At 65.1% G+C, this 15,467-nt stretch carries 15 protein-coding genes; all 15 read left to right on the forward strand.

Annotated features, from left to right (window positions below):
- Nucleotides 1–108: 108 nt before the first annotated feature.
- The 15 genes from BVH73_RS11645 to BVH73_RS11715 all read left to right on the forward strand — a co-directional run bounded on the left by BVH73_RS11645 (nucleotide 109) and on the right by BVH73_RS11715 (nucleotide 15,443).
- Nucleotides 109–888, forward strand: coding sequence for a class I SAM-dependent methyltransferase (locus BVH73_RS11645; protein ID WP_079420562.1), 780 nt, complete (start codon nucleotides 109–111; stop codon nucleotides 886–888).
- Between the two features lie 57 nt (nucleotides 889–945).
- Nucleotides 946–2,346 (forward strand): 3-isopropylmalate dehydratase large subunit, encoded by a 1,401-nt coding sequence (gene leuC / locus BVH73_RS11650; RefSeq protein ID WP_079418858.1) that lies wholly within the window; start codon nucleotides 946–948, stop codon nucleotides 2,344–2,346.
- Between the two features lie 31 nt (nucleotides 2,347–2,377).
- Nucleotides 2,378–2,515: an entericidin A/B family lipoprotein gene (locus tag BVH73_RS11655; protein WP_079418860.1), complete on the forward strand. Its 138-nt coding sequence runs from the start codon at nucleotides 2,378–2,380 to the stop codon at nucleotides 2,513–2,515.
- 33 nt (nucleotides 2,516–2,548) lie between these two features.
- Nucleotides 2,549–3,196: a 3-isopropylmalate dehydratase small subunit gene (leuD, locus tag BVH73_RS11660; RefSeq protein WP_079418862.1), complete on the forward strand. Its 648-nt coding sequence runs from the start codon at nucleotides 2,549–2,551 to the stop codon at nucleotides 3,194–3,196.
- A 32-nt stretch (nucleotides 3,197–3,228) separates the two neighbouring features.
- Nucleotides 3,229–4,308: a 3-isopropylmalate dehydrogenase gene (leuB, locus tag BVH73_RS11665; RefSeq protein WP_079418864.1), complete on the forward strand. Its 1,080-nt coding sequence runs from the start codon at nucleotides 3,229–3,231 to the stop codon at nucleotides 4,306–4,308.
- 36 nt (nucleotides 4,309–4,344) lie between these two features.
- Nucleotides 4,345–5,481: an aspartate-semialdehyde dehydrogenase gene (asd, locus tag BVH73_RS11670; protein ID WP_079420563.1), complete on the forward strand. Its 1,137-nt coding sequence runs from the start codon at nucleotides 4,345–4,347 to the stop codon at nucleotides 5,479–5,481.
- Between the two features lie 187 nt (nucleotides 5,482–5,668).
- A complete protein-coding gene (locus BVH73_RS11675) occupies nucleotides 5,669–8,287 on the forward strand; it encodes a motility hub landmark protein FimV (RefSeq protein WP_245800331.1) in 2,619 nt (872 codons plus the stop codon).
- A 34-nt stretch (nucleotides 8,288–8,321) separates the two neighbouring features.
- The gene (gene truA / locus BVH73_RS11680; RefSeq protein ID WP_079420565.1) at nucleotides 8,322–9,095 is read left to right on the forward strand and encodes a tRNA pseudouridine(38-40) synthase TruA; all 774 of its coding nucleotides are present in this window, start codon (nucleotides 8,322–8,324) and stop codon (nucleotides 9,093–9,095) included.
- A gap of 6 nt (nucleotides 9,096–9,101) precedes the next feature.
- Nucleotides 9,102–9,755, forward strand: coding sequence for a phosphoribosylanthranilate isomerase (locus BVH73_RS11685; RefSeq protein WP_079418868.1), 654 nt, complete (start codon nucleotides 9,102–9,104; stop codon nucleotides 9,753–9,755).
- 48 nt (nucleotides 9,756–9,803) lie between these two features.
- The gene (gene trpB / locus BVH73_RS11690; RefSeq protein WP_079418870.1) at nucleotides 9,804–11,039 is read left to right on the forward strand and encodes a tryptophan synthase subunit beta; all 1,236 of its coding nucleotides are present in this window, start codon (nucleotides 9,804–9,806) and stop codon (nucleotides 11,037–11,039) included.
- Entirely contained in the window at nucleotides 11,036–11,833 is a 798-nt protein-coding gene (gene trpA / locus BVH73_RS11695; RefSeq protein ID WP_079418872.1) for a tryptophan synthase subunit alpha, read from the forward strand. Before trpB ends, trpA begins: the two co-directional genes overlap by 4 nt.
- A 12-nt stretch (nucleotides 11,834–11,845) precedes the next feature.
- The gene (gene accD, locus BVH73_RS11700) at nucleotides 11,846–12,721 is read left to right on the forward strand and encodes an acetyl-CoA carboxylase, carboxyltransferase subunit beta (protein ID WP_079418874.1); all 876 of its coding nucleotides are present in this window, start codon (nucleotides 11,846–11,848) and stop codon (nucleotides 12,719–12,721) included.
- A gap of 48 nt (nucleotides 12,722–12,769) precedes the next feature.
- Nucleotides 12,770–14,095, forward strand: coding sequence for a bifunctional tetrahydrofolate synthase/dihydrofolate synthase (folC, locus tag BVH73_RS11705; RefSeq protein ID WP_079418876.1), 1,326 nt, complete (start codon nucleotides 12,770–12,772; stop codon nucleotides 14,093–14,095).
- Nucleotides 14,092–14,955, forward strand: a complete 864-nt coding sequence (locus tag BVH73_RS11710; protein ID WP_079418878.1) for an SPOR domain-containing protein — start codon at nucleotides 14,092–14,094, stop codon at nucleotides 14,953–14,955. The genes folC and BVH73_RS11710 overlap by 4 nt, the downstream gene beginning before the upstream one ends.
- The gene (locus BVH73_RS11715) at nucleotides 14,952–15,443 is read left to right on the forward strand and encodes a CvpA family protein (protein ID WP_079418880.1); all 492 of its coding nucleotides are present in this window, start codon (nucleotides 14,952–14,954) and stop codon (nucleotides 15,441–15,443) included. The genes BVH73_RS11710 and BVH73_RS11715 overlap by 4 nt, the downstream gene beginning before the upstream one ends.
- The last annotated feature ends 24 nt before the right edge of the window (nucleotides 15,444–15,467 follow it).

Raw genomic sequence — 15,467 nt, forward strand, 5'->3', positions numbered from 1 at the left:
CACTTTATGCTGGTGGGTCTTTATACCAGGATATTTTCTCATCTTGTACCAGGAAAAATGTCGGGCTATCTTGGCGCCATCGTTGATTGCATCGTCTTGGAGACCTCCATGAAACAGCACGATTTGGCCGCCCATCAGTTCGGCACCACCGCCGCCGCCTACCTCACCAGCACCGTGCACGCGCAGGGACAGGACCTGCAGCGTCTTGGCGCGATGGTGCAGCAAGCGCCCCCCTGCCGCGCACTCGACCTCGGTTGCGGGGCCGGGCACGCCAGCTTCGCCCTGGCGGCCGCCGGGGCGCAGGTCACCGCCCTGGACCTGTCGCCTGAGATGCTCGCGATCGTGGCGCAAGAAGCGCAAGCCCGCGGCCTGCACGGACTGCAGACTTGTCAGGGGCCGGCCGACAAGCTGCCGATTGCCGAGGCCAGCTTCGACCTGGTGGTCACCCGATTCTCAGCCCATCACTGGCCCGATGTTCCCGCCGCCCTGCGTGAAATGCGCCGGGTCGTCCGCCCCGAAGGCACGCTGATCGTCATCGACGCCGTGGCCTTGGAATCGCCTCTTTGCGACACCCTGCTGCAGACGGTGGAGTTGTTGCGCGACGCCTCCCATGTGCGCGACTACCGCGTGTCGGAATGGGCGGCCATGCTGGACCAGGCTGGCTTTGCCGCGCCTCGGACGGATGGCTGGACCCTGACCATGGACTTCGCCTCGTGGGTGGCGCGCATGCGCACCCCGGAACTGCGCGTGCAGGCCATCCGCGACGTGCTGGACCGTGCGCCTCAGGAGGCGCGGCAGGCCATGCGCGTTCAGACCGACGGATCGTTCGATCTGTCAGTCGCGTGGATGCAGGCCCAGCCCCGCGCGGGTTCGGGTCGCGCCCATTAAAATCGACCGTTCATGACAAGTTCTGCGCACCCGATGCGCCAGACGCAGGAGAAGCCAATGGGCCGTACGCTGTACGACAAATTATGGGACGAGCATGTGGTACGTACCGAGGATGACGGTACCGCGCTGCTCTATATCGACCGCCACCTGGTGCACGAAGTCACCAGCCCGCAAGCCTTTGAAGGCCTGCAACTCGCGGGCCGCAAGGTCTGGCGGGTGAGTGCCAATCTGGCCGTGGCCGATCACAACGTGCCCACGACCGACCGCGCTGAGGGCATCGCCGATCCGATATCAAAGCTGCAGGTCGACACGCTTGATGCCAACTGCGCGGCCAACGGCATCACCGAGTTCCGCATGAACGACCGCCGCCAGGGCATCGTGCATGTCATCGGTCCCGAACAGGGCGCCACGCTGCCGGGCATGACGGTGGTCTGCGGCGATTCGCACACCAGCACTCACGGCGCGTTCGGGGCTCTGGCCTTCGGCATTGGCACCAGTGAAGTCGAGCACGTGCTGGCCACCCAGACCCTGCTCGCGCCCAAGATGAAGAACATGCTGGTGCGCGTGGACGGGGCGCTGCCCGCAGGCTGTCGCGCCAAGGACATCGCGCTGGCCGTCATCGGCAAGATCGGCACCGCCGGGGGCACGGGCTACACCCTCGAGTTTGCGGGCAGCACCATCGCCGCGCTCAGCATGGAGGGGCGCATGACTTTGTGCAATATGGCCATCGAGGCCGGCGCGCGCGCAGGGCTGGTGGCTGTGGACGACATCACCGTCAACTATGTGCGCGGTCGTCCCTTCGCGCCCACCGGCGTGGCATGGGACATGGCGGTGCAGTACTGGCGCGGCCTGCATTCCGATGCAGATGCGACGTTCGACCGCGTGGTCACGCTCGACGCGCGTGAACTGGTGCCGCAGGTCACCTGGGGCACGTCGCCGGAAATGGTGCTGCCGATCGACGGCCGCGTGCCCGACCCCGACAAGGAAAAGGACGCCAACAAACGCTCGGCGATGGAGCGTGCGCTGACCTATATGGGCCTGGAGCCGAACAAGGCGGTTGCCGATATCCGCATCGACAAGGTGTTCATCGGCTCCTGCACCAACTCGCGCATCGAAGACCTGCGCGACGCGGCGCATGTGGTGGCCGGACGGCATGTCGCGGCGAATGTACGGCAGGCGCTGGTGGTGCCGGGCTCGGGTCTGGTGAAGGCGCAGGCCGAGGCCGAAGGGCTGGACAAAATCTTCAGGGCTGCGGGCTTTGAATGGCGCGAGCCCGGCTGCTCCATGTGCCTGGCCATGAACGCCGACCGCCTGGAGCCTGGTGAACGCTGCGCCTCCACGTCCAATCGCAACTTCGAAGGGCGGCAGGGCGCAGGCGGACGCACCCATCTGGTCAGTCCAGCCATGGCTGCGGCCGCGGCCATCGCCGGGCATTTTGTCGATGTACGCAAACTCTGACGAGTCACCCCGTCTTTTTCAGGAGATCAACATGAAACCCCTGCTGACCCTTCTTCTGCTTGCCGCCTCGCTGCTGTCCCTGACCGCCTGCAATACCGTGGCGGGTGTGGGCCAGGATCTCAAGGCGGGTGGCCAAGCCATCACCAATGCGGCTGACAAGTCGAAATAACACCCGAATGCCGCGGCAACGCGCAAACACACCATGGAAAAATTCGTCGTCCACAAAGGACTTGTCGCGCCAATGGATCGCGACAATGTCGATACCGACGCCATCATTCCGAAGCAGTTCCTGAAGTCGATCCGCCGCAGCGGCTTCGGCCCGAATCTGTTTGACGAGTGGCGCTATCTCGATCATGGCGAGCCGGGGCAAGATCCGGCCTCGCGCAAACCCAATCCTGATTTCGCGCTCAACCAGCCTCGCTATGCCGGAGCCAGCGTCCTGCTCGCACGCGACAACTTCGGTTGCGGTTCGTCCCGCGAACACGCCCCCTGGGCCTTGCAGCAATACGGCTTTCGCGCCCTGATCGCCAGCAGCTACGCCGACATCTTCTACAACAACTGCTTCAAGAACGGCGTGCTGCCTATTCAGCTGTCGAAGGCGCAAGTGACGCGGCTGTTCGACGAACTGTATGGCTTCGTCGGTTACTCGCTCACCATCGATCTGCCGCGGCAGGTGGTGGTCAAGCCCGATGGCAGCGAGCTTGCCTTCGAGGTGGGCGACTTCCGCAAGCACTGCCTGATCAACGGGCTCGACGACATCGGCCTCACCCTCGGTCATGCACAGGACATCCGCGCCTACGAGGCCGAGCGCCTGGCGCGCATGCCCTGGCTCGACAACCGCATCCTTTGACGCGATTCCACCTTCCCACTGACCACTTCCTCATGAATATTGCCGTATTGCCCGGAGACGGAATCGGGCCCGAGATCATTGCCGAAGCCGTCAAGGTGCTCAAGCGCATTGCGCAAGACGGATTCGATTTCACCTTCGAATTCGCCCCGGTAGGCGGGGCGGCTTATGCCGCGAGCGGTCATCCGCTGCCCGAGGCCACCCTGAATCTGGCCAAGTCGGCCGATGCCGTGCTGTTCGGCGCCGTGGGCGACTGGAAGTACGACACCCTGGAGCGGCACCTTCGCCCCGAGCAGGCCATTCTGGGCTTGCGCAAGAACCTGGGACTGTTCGCCAATCTGCGTCCGGCCATCCTGTACGCCGAACTGGCTGATGCCTCCAGCCTGAAGCCCGAAGTGGTTTCGGGCCTGGACATTCTCATCGTGCGCGAACTGACCGGCGACATTTACTTCGGTCAGCCGCGCGGTCGGCGCGTGGCTACCGACGGCCACTTTCCCGGCGCCGACGAAGCCTTCGACACCATGCGCTACAGCCGCCCGGAAATCGAGCGCATCGCGCATGTGGCGTTCAAGGCGGCGCAGGGGCGCAACAAGCGCCTGACCAGCGTCGACAAGGCCAATGTGCTGGAGACGTTCCAGTTCTGGAAAGACGTCGTCACCGAAGTCGGCCAGCAGTATCCGGACGTGCAGCTCGACCATATGTATGTGGACAATGCCGCGATGCAGCTCGTCAAGGCGCCGAAGAAATTCGACGTCATCGTCACCGGCAATATGTTCGGCGACATCCTCAGCGACGAGGCGTCGATGTTGACCGGCTCCATTGGCATGCTGCCTTCGGCGTCGTTGAATGAAAAGGGACAAGGGCTTTACGAGCCCAGCCATGGCAGCGCCCCGGACATCGCTGGCCAGGGCATCGCTAATCCGCTGGCGACCATTCTGAGCGCGGCCATGATGTTGCGCCATTCCTTGGGGATGGCCGAGCAGGCCGACCGCATCGAGGCCGCCGTGCAGAAGGCACTTGCGCAGGGTCTGCGCACGCCCGACATCCACGCGCCCGGCACGCAGAAGGTCAGCACCGCGCAGATGGGCGATGCGGTGCTAGCCGCGCTGGGCTGATCGCGGCATTGCAAACACAACACAACGGAACAGATGATGGCAACGACTTTGGTGGGTTTGGTGGGATGGCGCGGCATGGTGGGCTCCGTGCTGATGCAGCGCATGCGCGAAGAAGGCGATTTCGACCTGATCGAACCCCTGTTTTTCAGCACCAGCAACGCGGGCGGCAAGGCTCCGGCGGAAGCGAAGAGCGAAACCAAGCTGCAGGACGCACACGATCTGGAGCAGCTTCGCCGGTGCGACATCATCATCACCGCTCAGGGGGGCGACTACACCACGGCGGTGTTCGACAAGCTGCGTGCCTCCGGCTGGAAAGGCCACTGGATCGACGCCGCCTCCACGCTGCGCATGCGCGATGACTGCGTGATCATTCTCGATCCGGTCAACCGCCCGGTCATCGATGCCGCCCTGGCCAAGGGCGGCGCCAACTGGATCGGCGGCAACTGCACCGTGAGCTGCATGCTCATGGGCGTGGGCGCGCTCTACAAGGCGGGCCTGGTGGAGTGGATGACCAGCATGACCTATCAGGCGGCCTCGGGTGGCGGCGCGCAGCACATGCGCGAACTGCTCACGCAATTCGGCACGCTCAACGGTTCGGTGAGGGCGCTGCTCGACGACCCGGCCTCCGCCATCCTGGCCATTGACCGCGACGTGCTGGCTCAGCAGAAGGCGCTCGACGCCGCGCAGACCCAGCACTTCGGCGTGCCGCTGGCCGGCAGCCTGATTCCGTGGATCGACAAAGACCTCGGCAACGGCGTTTCGCGCGAAGAGTGGAAAGCTGGCGCCGAGACCAACAAAATACTGGGACAGGGCGCGGGCTTCGGTTCCCCCGCCGTGCCGGTCGATGGATTCTGCGTGCGCGTCGGCGCCATGCGCTGCCACAGTCAGGCTCTGACCTTCAAGCTCAAGAAGGACGTGCCCCTCGACGAGATCGAAGGCATGATCGCAGCCGACAACGCCTGGGTTCGGGTCGTGCCCAACGAACGCGAAGCCACGATGAACCAGCTCACGCCCGTGGCCGTGACGGGCACGATGCAAATCCCCGTCGGTCGCTTGCGCAAGTTGACCATGGGGCCAGACTACCTGGGGGCATTCACTGTAGGCGATCAGTTGCTGTGGGGGGCGGCCGAGCCGCTGCGCCGCATGCTGCGCATCCTGCTCGAGCGTCATTGAGCCTGGGCCTTCCGGCGTCCCAGGAATCGCCGGAATGCCACAGTTGCACGGCTTGCATCGGCCTGTCTTGGCGCCTCAACTTGTCAGCCTAATTTGTTGATGATATGGTGAAATTTGACGCAATTTATCTCTGCAGCCGCAGGGGAATTGCGCATCCGACATCATCAAAAATTGGGGGGCAGCCCACATGCTGCGACAGAACACTCGACGTCTGGCCCTGGCAATCGCCCTGGGTGCAACTGCTGGTCAGGCCTACGCATTCGGCCTCGGGGGGGTCAAGGTGCAATCGGCCTTGGGTCAGCCCCTTCGAGCGGAAATCGACATCACCCAGCTCAGCGCCGACGAGGCTTCGTCGCTGCGTGTGGGCGTTGCCCCGCCGGATGCGTTTCAGGCGGCGAAGCTTCATTACAGCAGTGCACTGTCCGGCGTTCAGATCAAGCTCGAGCGCAGCCCGGATGGGCGTTCCTATCTGCGTGTGACCTCCAGCAGTCCGATCAATGAGCCTTTTCTCGATCTGCTCATTCGCGCCCAATGGGCCAACGGCCAGTTGAGCCGCGATTACACCCTGCTGCTCGATCCGCCCAATTTCCAGGGAACGCCAAGCGCGGCACAGGTGCCGGTTCAAACCGCAACCCCGTCACCCGCCGTTCCCGCGCCGCCCGTGGTGGCCAGCCCGCCCGCCATGACCGCGCCGGCGCTGCAGCCCATGCCCATGCCGGCTCAAAAAATGCCTGTGGAACCTCCGGCGGCGAGGAAGCCTGCGGCCAAGCCCGCAATGACCTCGGGTCAGTATGTGGTCAAGCCCGGCGACACGCTGGGCAAGATCGCCAACGCCGCTGGCGTGCAGGCTGTCTCGCTCGACCAGATGCTCACGGCGATCTACCGGGCCAATCAATCGGCCTTCATCGACGGCAACATCAACCTGGTGAAGTCAGGCGCAGTGTTGCAAATGCCCACGGCCGAACAGGCACAGAGCATCACACAGCCCGAAGCGCGCCGTTTCGTTCTGGCACAAAGCGAGAGTTTCAACGCCTACCGTCGCAGGCTGGCGGAGATGGGCGGCCAGGCCAAGCCGCAGGCCGCCCAATCGCAGCGTGAAGCCACTGGCAAGGTGCAGGCGCAGGTTCAAGAACCTGCATCGGCCGGCGCCCAGCCCGAAAACAAACTCAAGCTGAGCAAGGCGGACGCGGCGGGCACGCAGAAGGCGCAGCAGATCGCCGACAAGAAGCAGGCCGCGCAGGACGAAGAAAAGATCAAGCAGCTGCAGAAGAATGTCGATGCGCTCAAGGCGCTGTCCCAGCAGGCGCAAACCGTCGCGGCGGCGAAGCCGCAGGTTGCGGCACCCGCTGCCACGGTTGCCAGCAAGGCTGCCGAAACGGTGACCGTGCCGGTCAAGAGCCCTCTGCCTGCTGCAGCGTCGAAACCCGCGGCTGTCCCAAGCGCCGCAGCATCGGCTGCCAAGGCGGCTTCGGCGCCACAGGCGGCGTCCGCGCCTCACGCTGCTTCGGTTGCCACGTCGGCCGCCGCATCCGCACCTGCGCCTGCCGTGAAGCCCGCGGCGCCCAAAGTGACCAAGCCCGCGGCGGCTCCCGAACAGGAGGGGTTCTTCAGCAGCCTTTTGGCCAACCCTCTGCTCTTGCCTGCCGGCGGTGGATTGGTGGTGCTGCTGTTGCTGCTGGCCTGGCTGGCACAGCGCAAGAAGGCCGCCAAGTCTCAGCGTGACGTCTCGGTTTTCGACAGCCGCATGAGCGTGGCCGACAGCTTCTTCGGGGGTACCGGCGGCGAACGGGTGGATACACGCAATGGCAGTATGAGTTCCACGTTCTCTTCCAGCCAGCTCGACACGAATGACGTCGATCCGGTGGCCGAGGCCGATGTGTATCTGGCCTACGGCCGCGACCTGCAGGCGGAGGAGATTCTCAAAGAGGCCGTCAAGGCCAATCCGGATCGCCTGGCCGCGCGTCTCAAATTGCTGGAGATCTACGCCAAGCGCAAGGACTCGCGCTCCTTCGAGGTCGGCGCTGCCGAGTTGTTCGCTCTGACTCAGGGCGTGGGCGAAGACTGGAAGCGCGCGCAAGACCTGGGTCGCAGCCTCGACCCGGTCAATCCGCTCTATCACAACACGGTGCTGCCCAGCACGCTGGGCCAGCCCTCGACCATGCCGCAGACGGAGTTTCCGGTTGCCACGCCCACGGCCCTGGCGGCCTTGACGCCGCAGACCTTGCCCAGCACCGAAATGCTGTCCGGCCTGGAGGCGGCCGTGCCCAAGGCGGCCATGCCCGAGCATCTGGACCTCGATCTGAGTCTGCCCATGGGCGAGCCCGCACCGGCAAGCGCACCCGCGCCCCAGGCCATGTCGGCCCTGCCGCAGATCGACGTTCCCGCAGCCACGGCGGTGCCGGCCGAGCCTGCAAAACCGGCAGAGGGCGACTTCCTGATGTCTGGCGGTCTTGACTTCAACATGCCGTCCGACTTCGGCGCACCCGCATCGACGCTGGCGGTGGAAGAGAGCAAACCGTTGCCAACATCCGGGCACGATGCTGGGCTCGATTTCGATCTCAGCAGCATCTCCCTGCAGGATGCCGAGGTCAAGATGACCGCCGGGCCGCACACCGACCTGCCCAAGTTGGAGCCGCACTTTACCGAGTCCAGACCGTCCCTCGACCTGCGCCTGGAGCTTGCGGCCGAGAGCATGGCCATCGGGGACGCCGAGTCGGCGCGCAATCTGTTGAGCGAAGTCATTGCCGAAGGCGATCCGCAACTGCAGCAGCGCGCGCAGGACATGCTGAACAAGATTGGCCGCTGACGCCTCGCTCCCTCAGGCTCAGAGCCGAGTGGCACTGGGTCTGAGCTACAGCGGGACTTTTTATTGCGGCTGGCAGAGTCAGCCCGGCGGCTGCGGTGTGCAGGACCATCTGGAACGGGCGCTGGCGCAGTTTCTCGGTTGCACCCCCCGCACGGTCTGCGCCGGACGCACCGATGCTCGGGTGCACGCGCTCGGCCAGGTGGTGCATTTCGACACGCCGCTGCAGCGCGAGACGTCGTCATGGGTGCGCGGCGTCAATGCCTTTCTGCCCCGGGACATCGCCGTGCAATGGGCAAGGACAGAGCTGCCAGCGGCTTTCGATGCGCGCCGCAGCGCCTTCCAGCGGCGTTACCGCTACATCCTGCGCCAACACCCCGTGCGCCCGGCGATCGATCAGGCACGCGTTGGCTGGACGCATCGCCCGCTGAATCTCGACCTTCTGCGTGCCGCCGCGCAAAGTCTGCTGGGCGAACATGATTTCAGCGCGTTTCGTTCCAGTGAATGCCAGGCACGCAGCCCCGTCAAGACCTTGCATGCGATCGAGATCGCGCGGCACGGCGATTATGTGGTGTTCGATTTGCGCGCCAATGCCTTCCTGCATCACATGGTGCGCAATATCGTGGGCAGCCTGTTGGCGGTCGGCAATGGCGCCAAGCCGGTGAGCTGGCTCGCCGAAATTTTGGAGCGTGGTGACCGGCGATTGGCGGCGCCCACCTTTATGGCCGATGGGCTCTATTTCCTCGGACCGGATTACCCGGCAGAATTCGGCCTTCCACCGCCTCCTGTCCAGATCGGCCTGCTGATCTGACTGCTTATGTCCGACACGCCTTCTTCATCGCCCGCACTCGCGCGGACCCGCATCAAGATCTGCGGCATCACGCGGGTGGAAGACGCGCGGGCGGCCGCGGCCCTTGGCGCCGACGCCATCGGCCTGGTGTTCTATCCGCCCAGTGCGCGTCATGTCAGCGTGGCGCAGGCGCGGGAGATCGCGCTCAGTCTGCCTCCCTTCGTGTCGGTCGTCACGCTGTTCGTGAATGCCGCACCGGACCTTGTCGAAGAAGTGATCGATCAGGTGAGGCCCGCGCTACTGCAGTTTCACGGCGATGAAGCACCCGATGACTGCACCCGTTACCGCCATCCATACATGCGCGCGGCGCGGATGCGCGAAGGCTTGAATTTGTTAGACTTTGCTTCTCGTTTTTCCACATCCCAAGCCCTCGTTTTGGATGCTGACCAGCCTGGATACGGCGGAGGGGGAGAGGTCTTCGATTGGTCACGCATTCCTGCAAACGTCGCGCATCCCCTCGTTTTGTCTGGTGGGTTGCATGCTGCAAATGTGACGCATGCCATCCGGCAACTGCGTCCCTGGGGCGTTGACGTCAGTTCCGGCGTTGAGGCGTCCAAGGGCCTCAAGAGCGCGCAGCGCATCGCCGAGTTCATCGCCGCGGTCCGCGCTGCAGACCTGTAGCTTCAAGCCGGTGCGGATCGCCCGCCTGGCGCCAGACGAGATCTCCTTATGTTTGACTATGCCTATCCCGATGCCCGTGGCCATTTCGGCCCCTACGGCGGCAGCTTCATCGCCGAAACCCTGAGCCACGCCCTGGAAGAGCTCCAGGCGGCCTACGATCATTACAAGAACGACCCGGACTTCCTGGCCGAATTCCGCTACGAACTCAAGCATTTCGTCGGGCGCCCCAGTCCGATCTATCACGCCGCCCGCCTGAGCGACAAACTCGGCGGCGCGCGCATCTACCTCAAGCGCGAAGACCTCAACCACACCGGCGCGCACAAGATCAACAACACCATCGGGCAGGCCATGCTGGCCCGGCGCATGGGCAAGCCGCGCGTCATCGCCGAAACCGGCGCGGGTCAGCACGGCGTGGCCACGGCCACCATTGCCGCGCGGTATGGCATGGAGTGTGTGGTGTATATGGGCAGCGAGGACGTCAAGCGCCAGTCGCCCAACGTCTATCGCATGAATCTGCTGGGTGCGCGCGTGGTGCCGGTCGAGTCGGGAAGCAAGACGCTCAAGGATGCGCTCAACGAGGCCCTGCGCGATTGGGTGACCCATGTGGAGAACACGTTCTACATCATCGGCACCGTGGCCGGGCCTCATCCCTATCCGCAGATGGTGCGCGATTTCCAGCGGGTCATCGGCGACGAATGCCTGGAGCAGATGCCCGAGATGACCGGCCGCCAGCCCGACGCGGTGATCGCGGCCGTGGGCGGGGGCAGCAATGCCATGGGCATCTTCTACCCCTACATTGCGCATGAGTCGGTACGGCTCATCGGCGTCGAGGCGGCTGGGCACGGGCTGGATTCGGGGCGGCACGCAGCCTCGATTTCGGCCGGCACCCCCGGCGTGCTCCATGGCAACCGCACCTACCTGCTGCAGGACGTCAACGGTCAGATCATGGAGACGCATTCGGTCTCCGCCGGGCTCGATTACCCTGGTGTCGGCCCCGAGCACGCCTGGCTGCATGACCTCGGGCGCGCCGAGTACGTCGGCATTACCGACGACGAGGCTCTGGCCGCCTTTCACGAACTGTGCCGCATCGAAGGCATCATTCCGGCGCTGGAATCCAGCCACGCCCTGGCTCATGCCATCAAACTGGCGCCACAAATGCGGCCTGACCAGATCATCCTGGTCAATCTCTCGGGGCGCGGGGACAAAGACATCAATACCGTGGCCGAGCGCGAGGGCGTGAACTTCGACACCTTGTTCGCCCGCCAGCCTGGAGCCGCGACATGAACCGCATCGACCAACGCTTCGCCCAGCTCCGCGCCCAGAGCCGCAAGGCGCTCATCCCCTACATCGCCGCGGGCGACCCCGCGCCTTCGGTGACGGTCGAGGTCATGCACGCTCTGGTGCAGGGCGGCGCCGACGTGATCGAGCTCGGCGTGCCGTTCTCCGATCCCATGGCCGACGGGCCGGTGATTCAGCGCGCCACCGAGCGTGCCATTGCCCGAGGCATCGGCCTGCCCCAGGTGCTGGATTTCGTGCGCGAATTCCGCCAGACGGATGCCGTCACCCCCGTCGTGCTGATGGGTTACGCCAATCCGGTAGAGCGTTTTGGCGTGGAGGCCTTTGTGGCGGCGGCCAAGGCCGCCGGCGTGGACGGCGTGCTCATCGTCGACTATCCGCCGCAGGAAAGCGAGGCCTTCGCCGCGGCGCTCAAGGCGGTGGATATCGCCCCGATCTTTCTGCTCGCCCCCACCAGCACGGACGCTCGCATGGCCGATGTGGGCCGCATCGCCAGCGGCTATGTGTATTACGTCTCGCTCAAGGGGGTGACGGGCGCGGGCCATCTCGACACTTCGGCCGTGGCCGCCATGCTGCCCCGCATCCGCACCCATGTGCATGTGCCCGTGGGAGTAGGATTTGGCATTCGCGACGCGCAGACCGCGCGCGCGATCGGCCGACTGGCCGATGCCGTGGTCATCGGTTCGCGTCTGATCGAACTGATGGAGGCGCAGCCCGCAGAGCACGCTGCGGTCGTTGCGCGCGGCTTCATCCAAGACATTCGCCAGGCGCTGGACGCCTAAGGAGAGACAGACATGAGTTGGCTGGAAAAGCTCCTCCCCCCCAAGATTCAACAGACCAGCCCGCAGGATCGGCGCCAGGTACCCGAGGGACTTTGGGTCAAGTGCCCGTCTTGCGAGACCGTCCTTTACAAGTCGGATCTGGAGCTCAACCAGAACGTCTGTCCGAAGTGCAGCCACCACATGCGCATCGGCGCGCGCGCGCGGCTCGATGCCCTGCTCGACCCCGAGGGTCGGTTCGAGATCGGCCAGGAAGTCCTGCCCATCGATCCGCTCAAATTCAAGGACAGCCGCAAATATCCCGACCGTCTCAAAGAGGCGCTCGAGAACACGCAGGAGACCGACGCGATGGTCGTCATGGGCGGCGCCATTCAGACCCTGCCGGTGGTGGTGGCCTGCTTCGAGTTCGAGTTCATGGGAGGTTCCATGGGCTCCGTCGTCGGCGAGCGTTTCGTGCGCGGGGTGCAGGCGGCCATCGAACAGAAGGTGCCGTTCATCTGCTTTACGGCCACGGGCGGTGCGCGCATGCAGGAAGGGCTGCTCAGCCTGATGCAGATGGCCAAGACCAATGCGTCCCTGACCCAGCTCTCCAAGGCCGGGTTGCCCTTCATCAGCGTGCTGACCGACCCGACCATGGGTGGCGTGTCGGCCAGTTTTGCCTTCATCGGCGACGTCGTGCTCGCCGAACCCAAGGCGCTGATTGGCTTCGCCGGTCCGCGGGTGATCGAAAACACCGTGCGGGAAAAACTGCCCGAGGGCTTCCAACGCGCCGAGTTTCTGCTGCAGAAGGGCGCGGTCGACCGCATCGTCGATCGGCGCGAGCTGCGCGGCGAACTGGCCCAGATGCTGGCCATGTTGCTGCGCCAGCCCGCCGATTCGATCGTCTCCTGATTTTCCAGATTTCCCGTTGCGCGCTCGCGCGTGCAGCGGGCGTTCCGTATGTCCCCGACACCCCAAACTCTGGACGGCTGGCTGTCCCACGCCGAGTCGCTCCACGCACGCGTCATCGACATGGGACTCGACCGGGTTCGGGCGGTGCGCGAGACCATGCGGCTGCAGTTCGCCTGCCCGGTCATCACCGTGGCCGGCACCAACGGCAAGGGATCGACCTGCGCGATGCTCGAGGCCATCCTGCTTGCGGCGGGCTATCGCGTCGGGGTCTATACCTCGCCGCATCTGGTGCATTTCGAGGAACGCTGCCGCATCGACGGCCAGGCGGTGCAGGCCCAGGCGCTGTTGCCGCATTTCGCCGCGGTCGAGCAGGCCCGTCTGACGGCGGGGCCGGCTGGTTCAGCGGTGAGTCTGAGCTATTTCGAGTTCACCACCCTGGCCATACTGTCGCTGCTGGCCCATGAGCGACTCGATGCGGTCATCCTCGAAGTCGGCCTGGGAGGACGGCTCGATGCGGTGAACGTCATCGATACCGATTGCGCCATTCTCACCAGTATCGATCTCGACCACATGGAATACCTCGGGCCCGACCGGGAGACCATCGGCCGCGAGAAGGCCGGCATCATGCGGGCCGCAAAGCCGACCATCGTCAGCGATCCGCAGGCGCCGGCCTCGGTGCTGGCCCACGCCCAGGCCCTCGGCGCCGACCTCTGGCTGGCAGGGCGGGATTTCCACTACACCCATCTGCCGCAGCAATGGAGCTGGCAAGGGCGTACGCAGCGTCGGCACAGCCTGGCCTTCCCGGCCTTGCGGGGCGCCAATCAGTTGCTCAACGCCAGCGGCGTGCTCGCGGCGTTGGAGGCGCTGCAGACCTCTCTGCCTGTGGCCGCGCAGGCGGTGCGCGAGGGTTTCGCGAGGGCGGAGCTTTCCGGGCGGTTTCAAGTCCTCGCGGGACAGCCCACGCTGGTGCTGGATGTTGGCCACAACCCGCATGCCATTGCCGTGCTGGCCGAGAATCTCGACAGCATGGGTTACTTTCCGGTGACCCACGCCGTGTTCGGCGCCATGGCTGACAAGGATATTCCGGGCATGCTGCGCCGCATGGTGCCGCTGATCGATGTCTGGCATCTCTGCGACCTCCCCACGCCGCGCGCTGCCGAGGCCCAAGAGATCGCCGCCAGCCTGCTTGTCTTGAAACCGGAAGCTCGCATCGTGTTGCACGCCGACCCGCTGCAGGCCTTGGGGGCCGCGGCGGCTGCGGCGGAGCTGGCCGATAGAATCGTGGTGTTCGGCTCCTTCTACACCGTGGGCGGTGTGATGCAGAAGGGGCTGCCCCGACTTCATGGCAAGCATCTCGAATCCTCCCCGCAATGACCTTCGGCGCTCCCCGTAATTCCGCCCGTCGCTCCCCGAGGGGCGATGACTCCGACTCGCAAAGCCAGGACACGCTGCGCGCGCGCGCGCGCAGGCGTCTGATCGGCGCGGTGGCGCTGGTTTTGCTGGGGGTGATCGTGTTCCCGCTGGTGTTCGACGCCAAGCCCAAGCCGGTGCCCTCCAATATCGCGCTCGATATTCCCTCGCAGACCAAGGCGCCTGGCCTGGCGGTGCCCGCTTCCGCACCCATGCTGCCCGCGGCGTCGAGCGTCGCGGTGCCGGCGGGCGAACGTGCGGCCGTGGCGCAAACGGCAAGCGCGGCGTCCAGGCCCGTGCAGTCGGCTGCCGCCTCGGTTGCGCCCGCCCCGGCGGCGGCCTCCAAGCCCGCCGTGGCCCCGACGGCTGTGCCCAAACCCACGGCGGTGCCGCCGACACCGGCGGTTGTCGCCCCGACCCCGCCTGCGCCCAAGCCCCAGACCACGCCGCCTGAACAGACCCGGAAGCTGGCCAGTGCGCGCCAGGCACTTGCCGCACTGGAGGGCAAGTCGCCGGATCAGATTTCCAATGCCCAGGCCGAAGCGGCGCTGTCGAGCAAGAAATCGGCCGCGCAGGAGGATGCCGCCCCCTCCAAGGCGCGCTTCGTGGTGCAGGCCGGTGCGTTTGCCGATGCGCATGCCGCCCAGTCTGTCCGTGCCAAGATTGAAAAGGCGGGCTTCAAGACCTACACCCAGGTCGTCGATACACCTCAAGGCAAGCGCGTGCGTGTGCGAGTCGGTCCGTTTTCCTCACGCGACGAGGCCGAGCGGGTCTTGCACAAACTCCAGGCACTCGGACTGGGTGGCGCGGTGCTGACGTTGTGAGTCCGCTGGACGGTTTCCTGCTGGTCGTGGTGGGCTTGAGCGTACTGATCAGCCTGTTGCGAGGGGCCGTCTATGAAATCGTCACTTTGCTGGGATGGATCGGGGGCGTCTGGTTTGCCGCGCATTTCGCGCCCAGCCTGGGTGCAAGGTATTTGCTGGCCGTCGACAATGCCGAAATGCGACTGCTGGCGGCTTATGCGATGTGTTTCATCGTGGTGGTGCTGTGCGCGGGCATACTCGCGTCAGCGCTGCGCTTGCTGTTGCGCGCGACGGGTTTGGGCCTTTTCGATCGCAGCATGGGGGCACTGATCGGTCTGGTCAAAGGTGTTGCGTTGTCCTTGCTGCTTGTCGCGCTGGCCGCGCAGACGGCGTTGGCGCAGAGCGCCATGTGGAAAACTGCCGTGCTCATTCCGCCGGCGCAGTCCTTGTTGCTGGTGATCCGACCCTGGTTGCCAACGGCTCTTGTTGCCCGTTTGCCGCAAGGCTGACGGGCACGGCTCTTTTCTCGTTTC

Source organism: Thiomonas intermedia (assembly GCF_002028405.1).
Lineage (GTDB): Bacteria > Pseudomonadota > Gammaproteobacteria > Burkholderiales > Burkholderiaceae_C > Thiomonas > Thiomonas intermedia.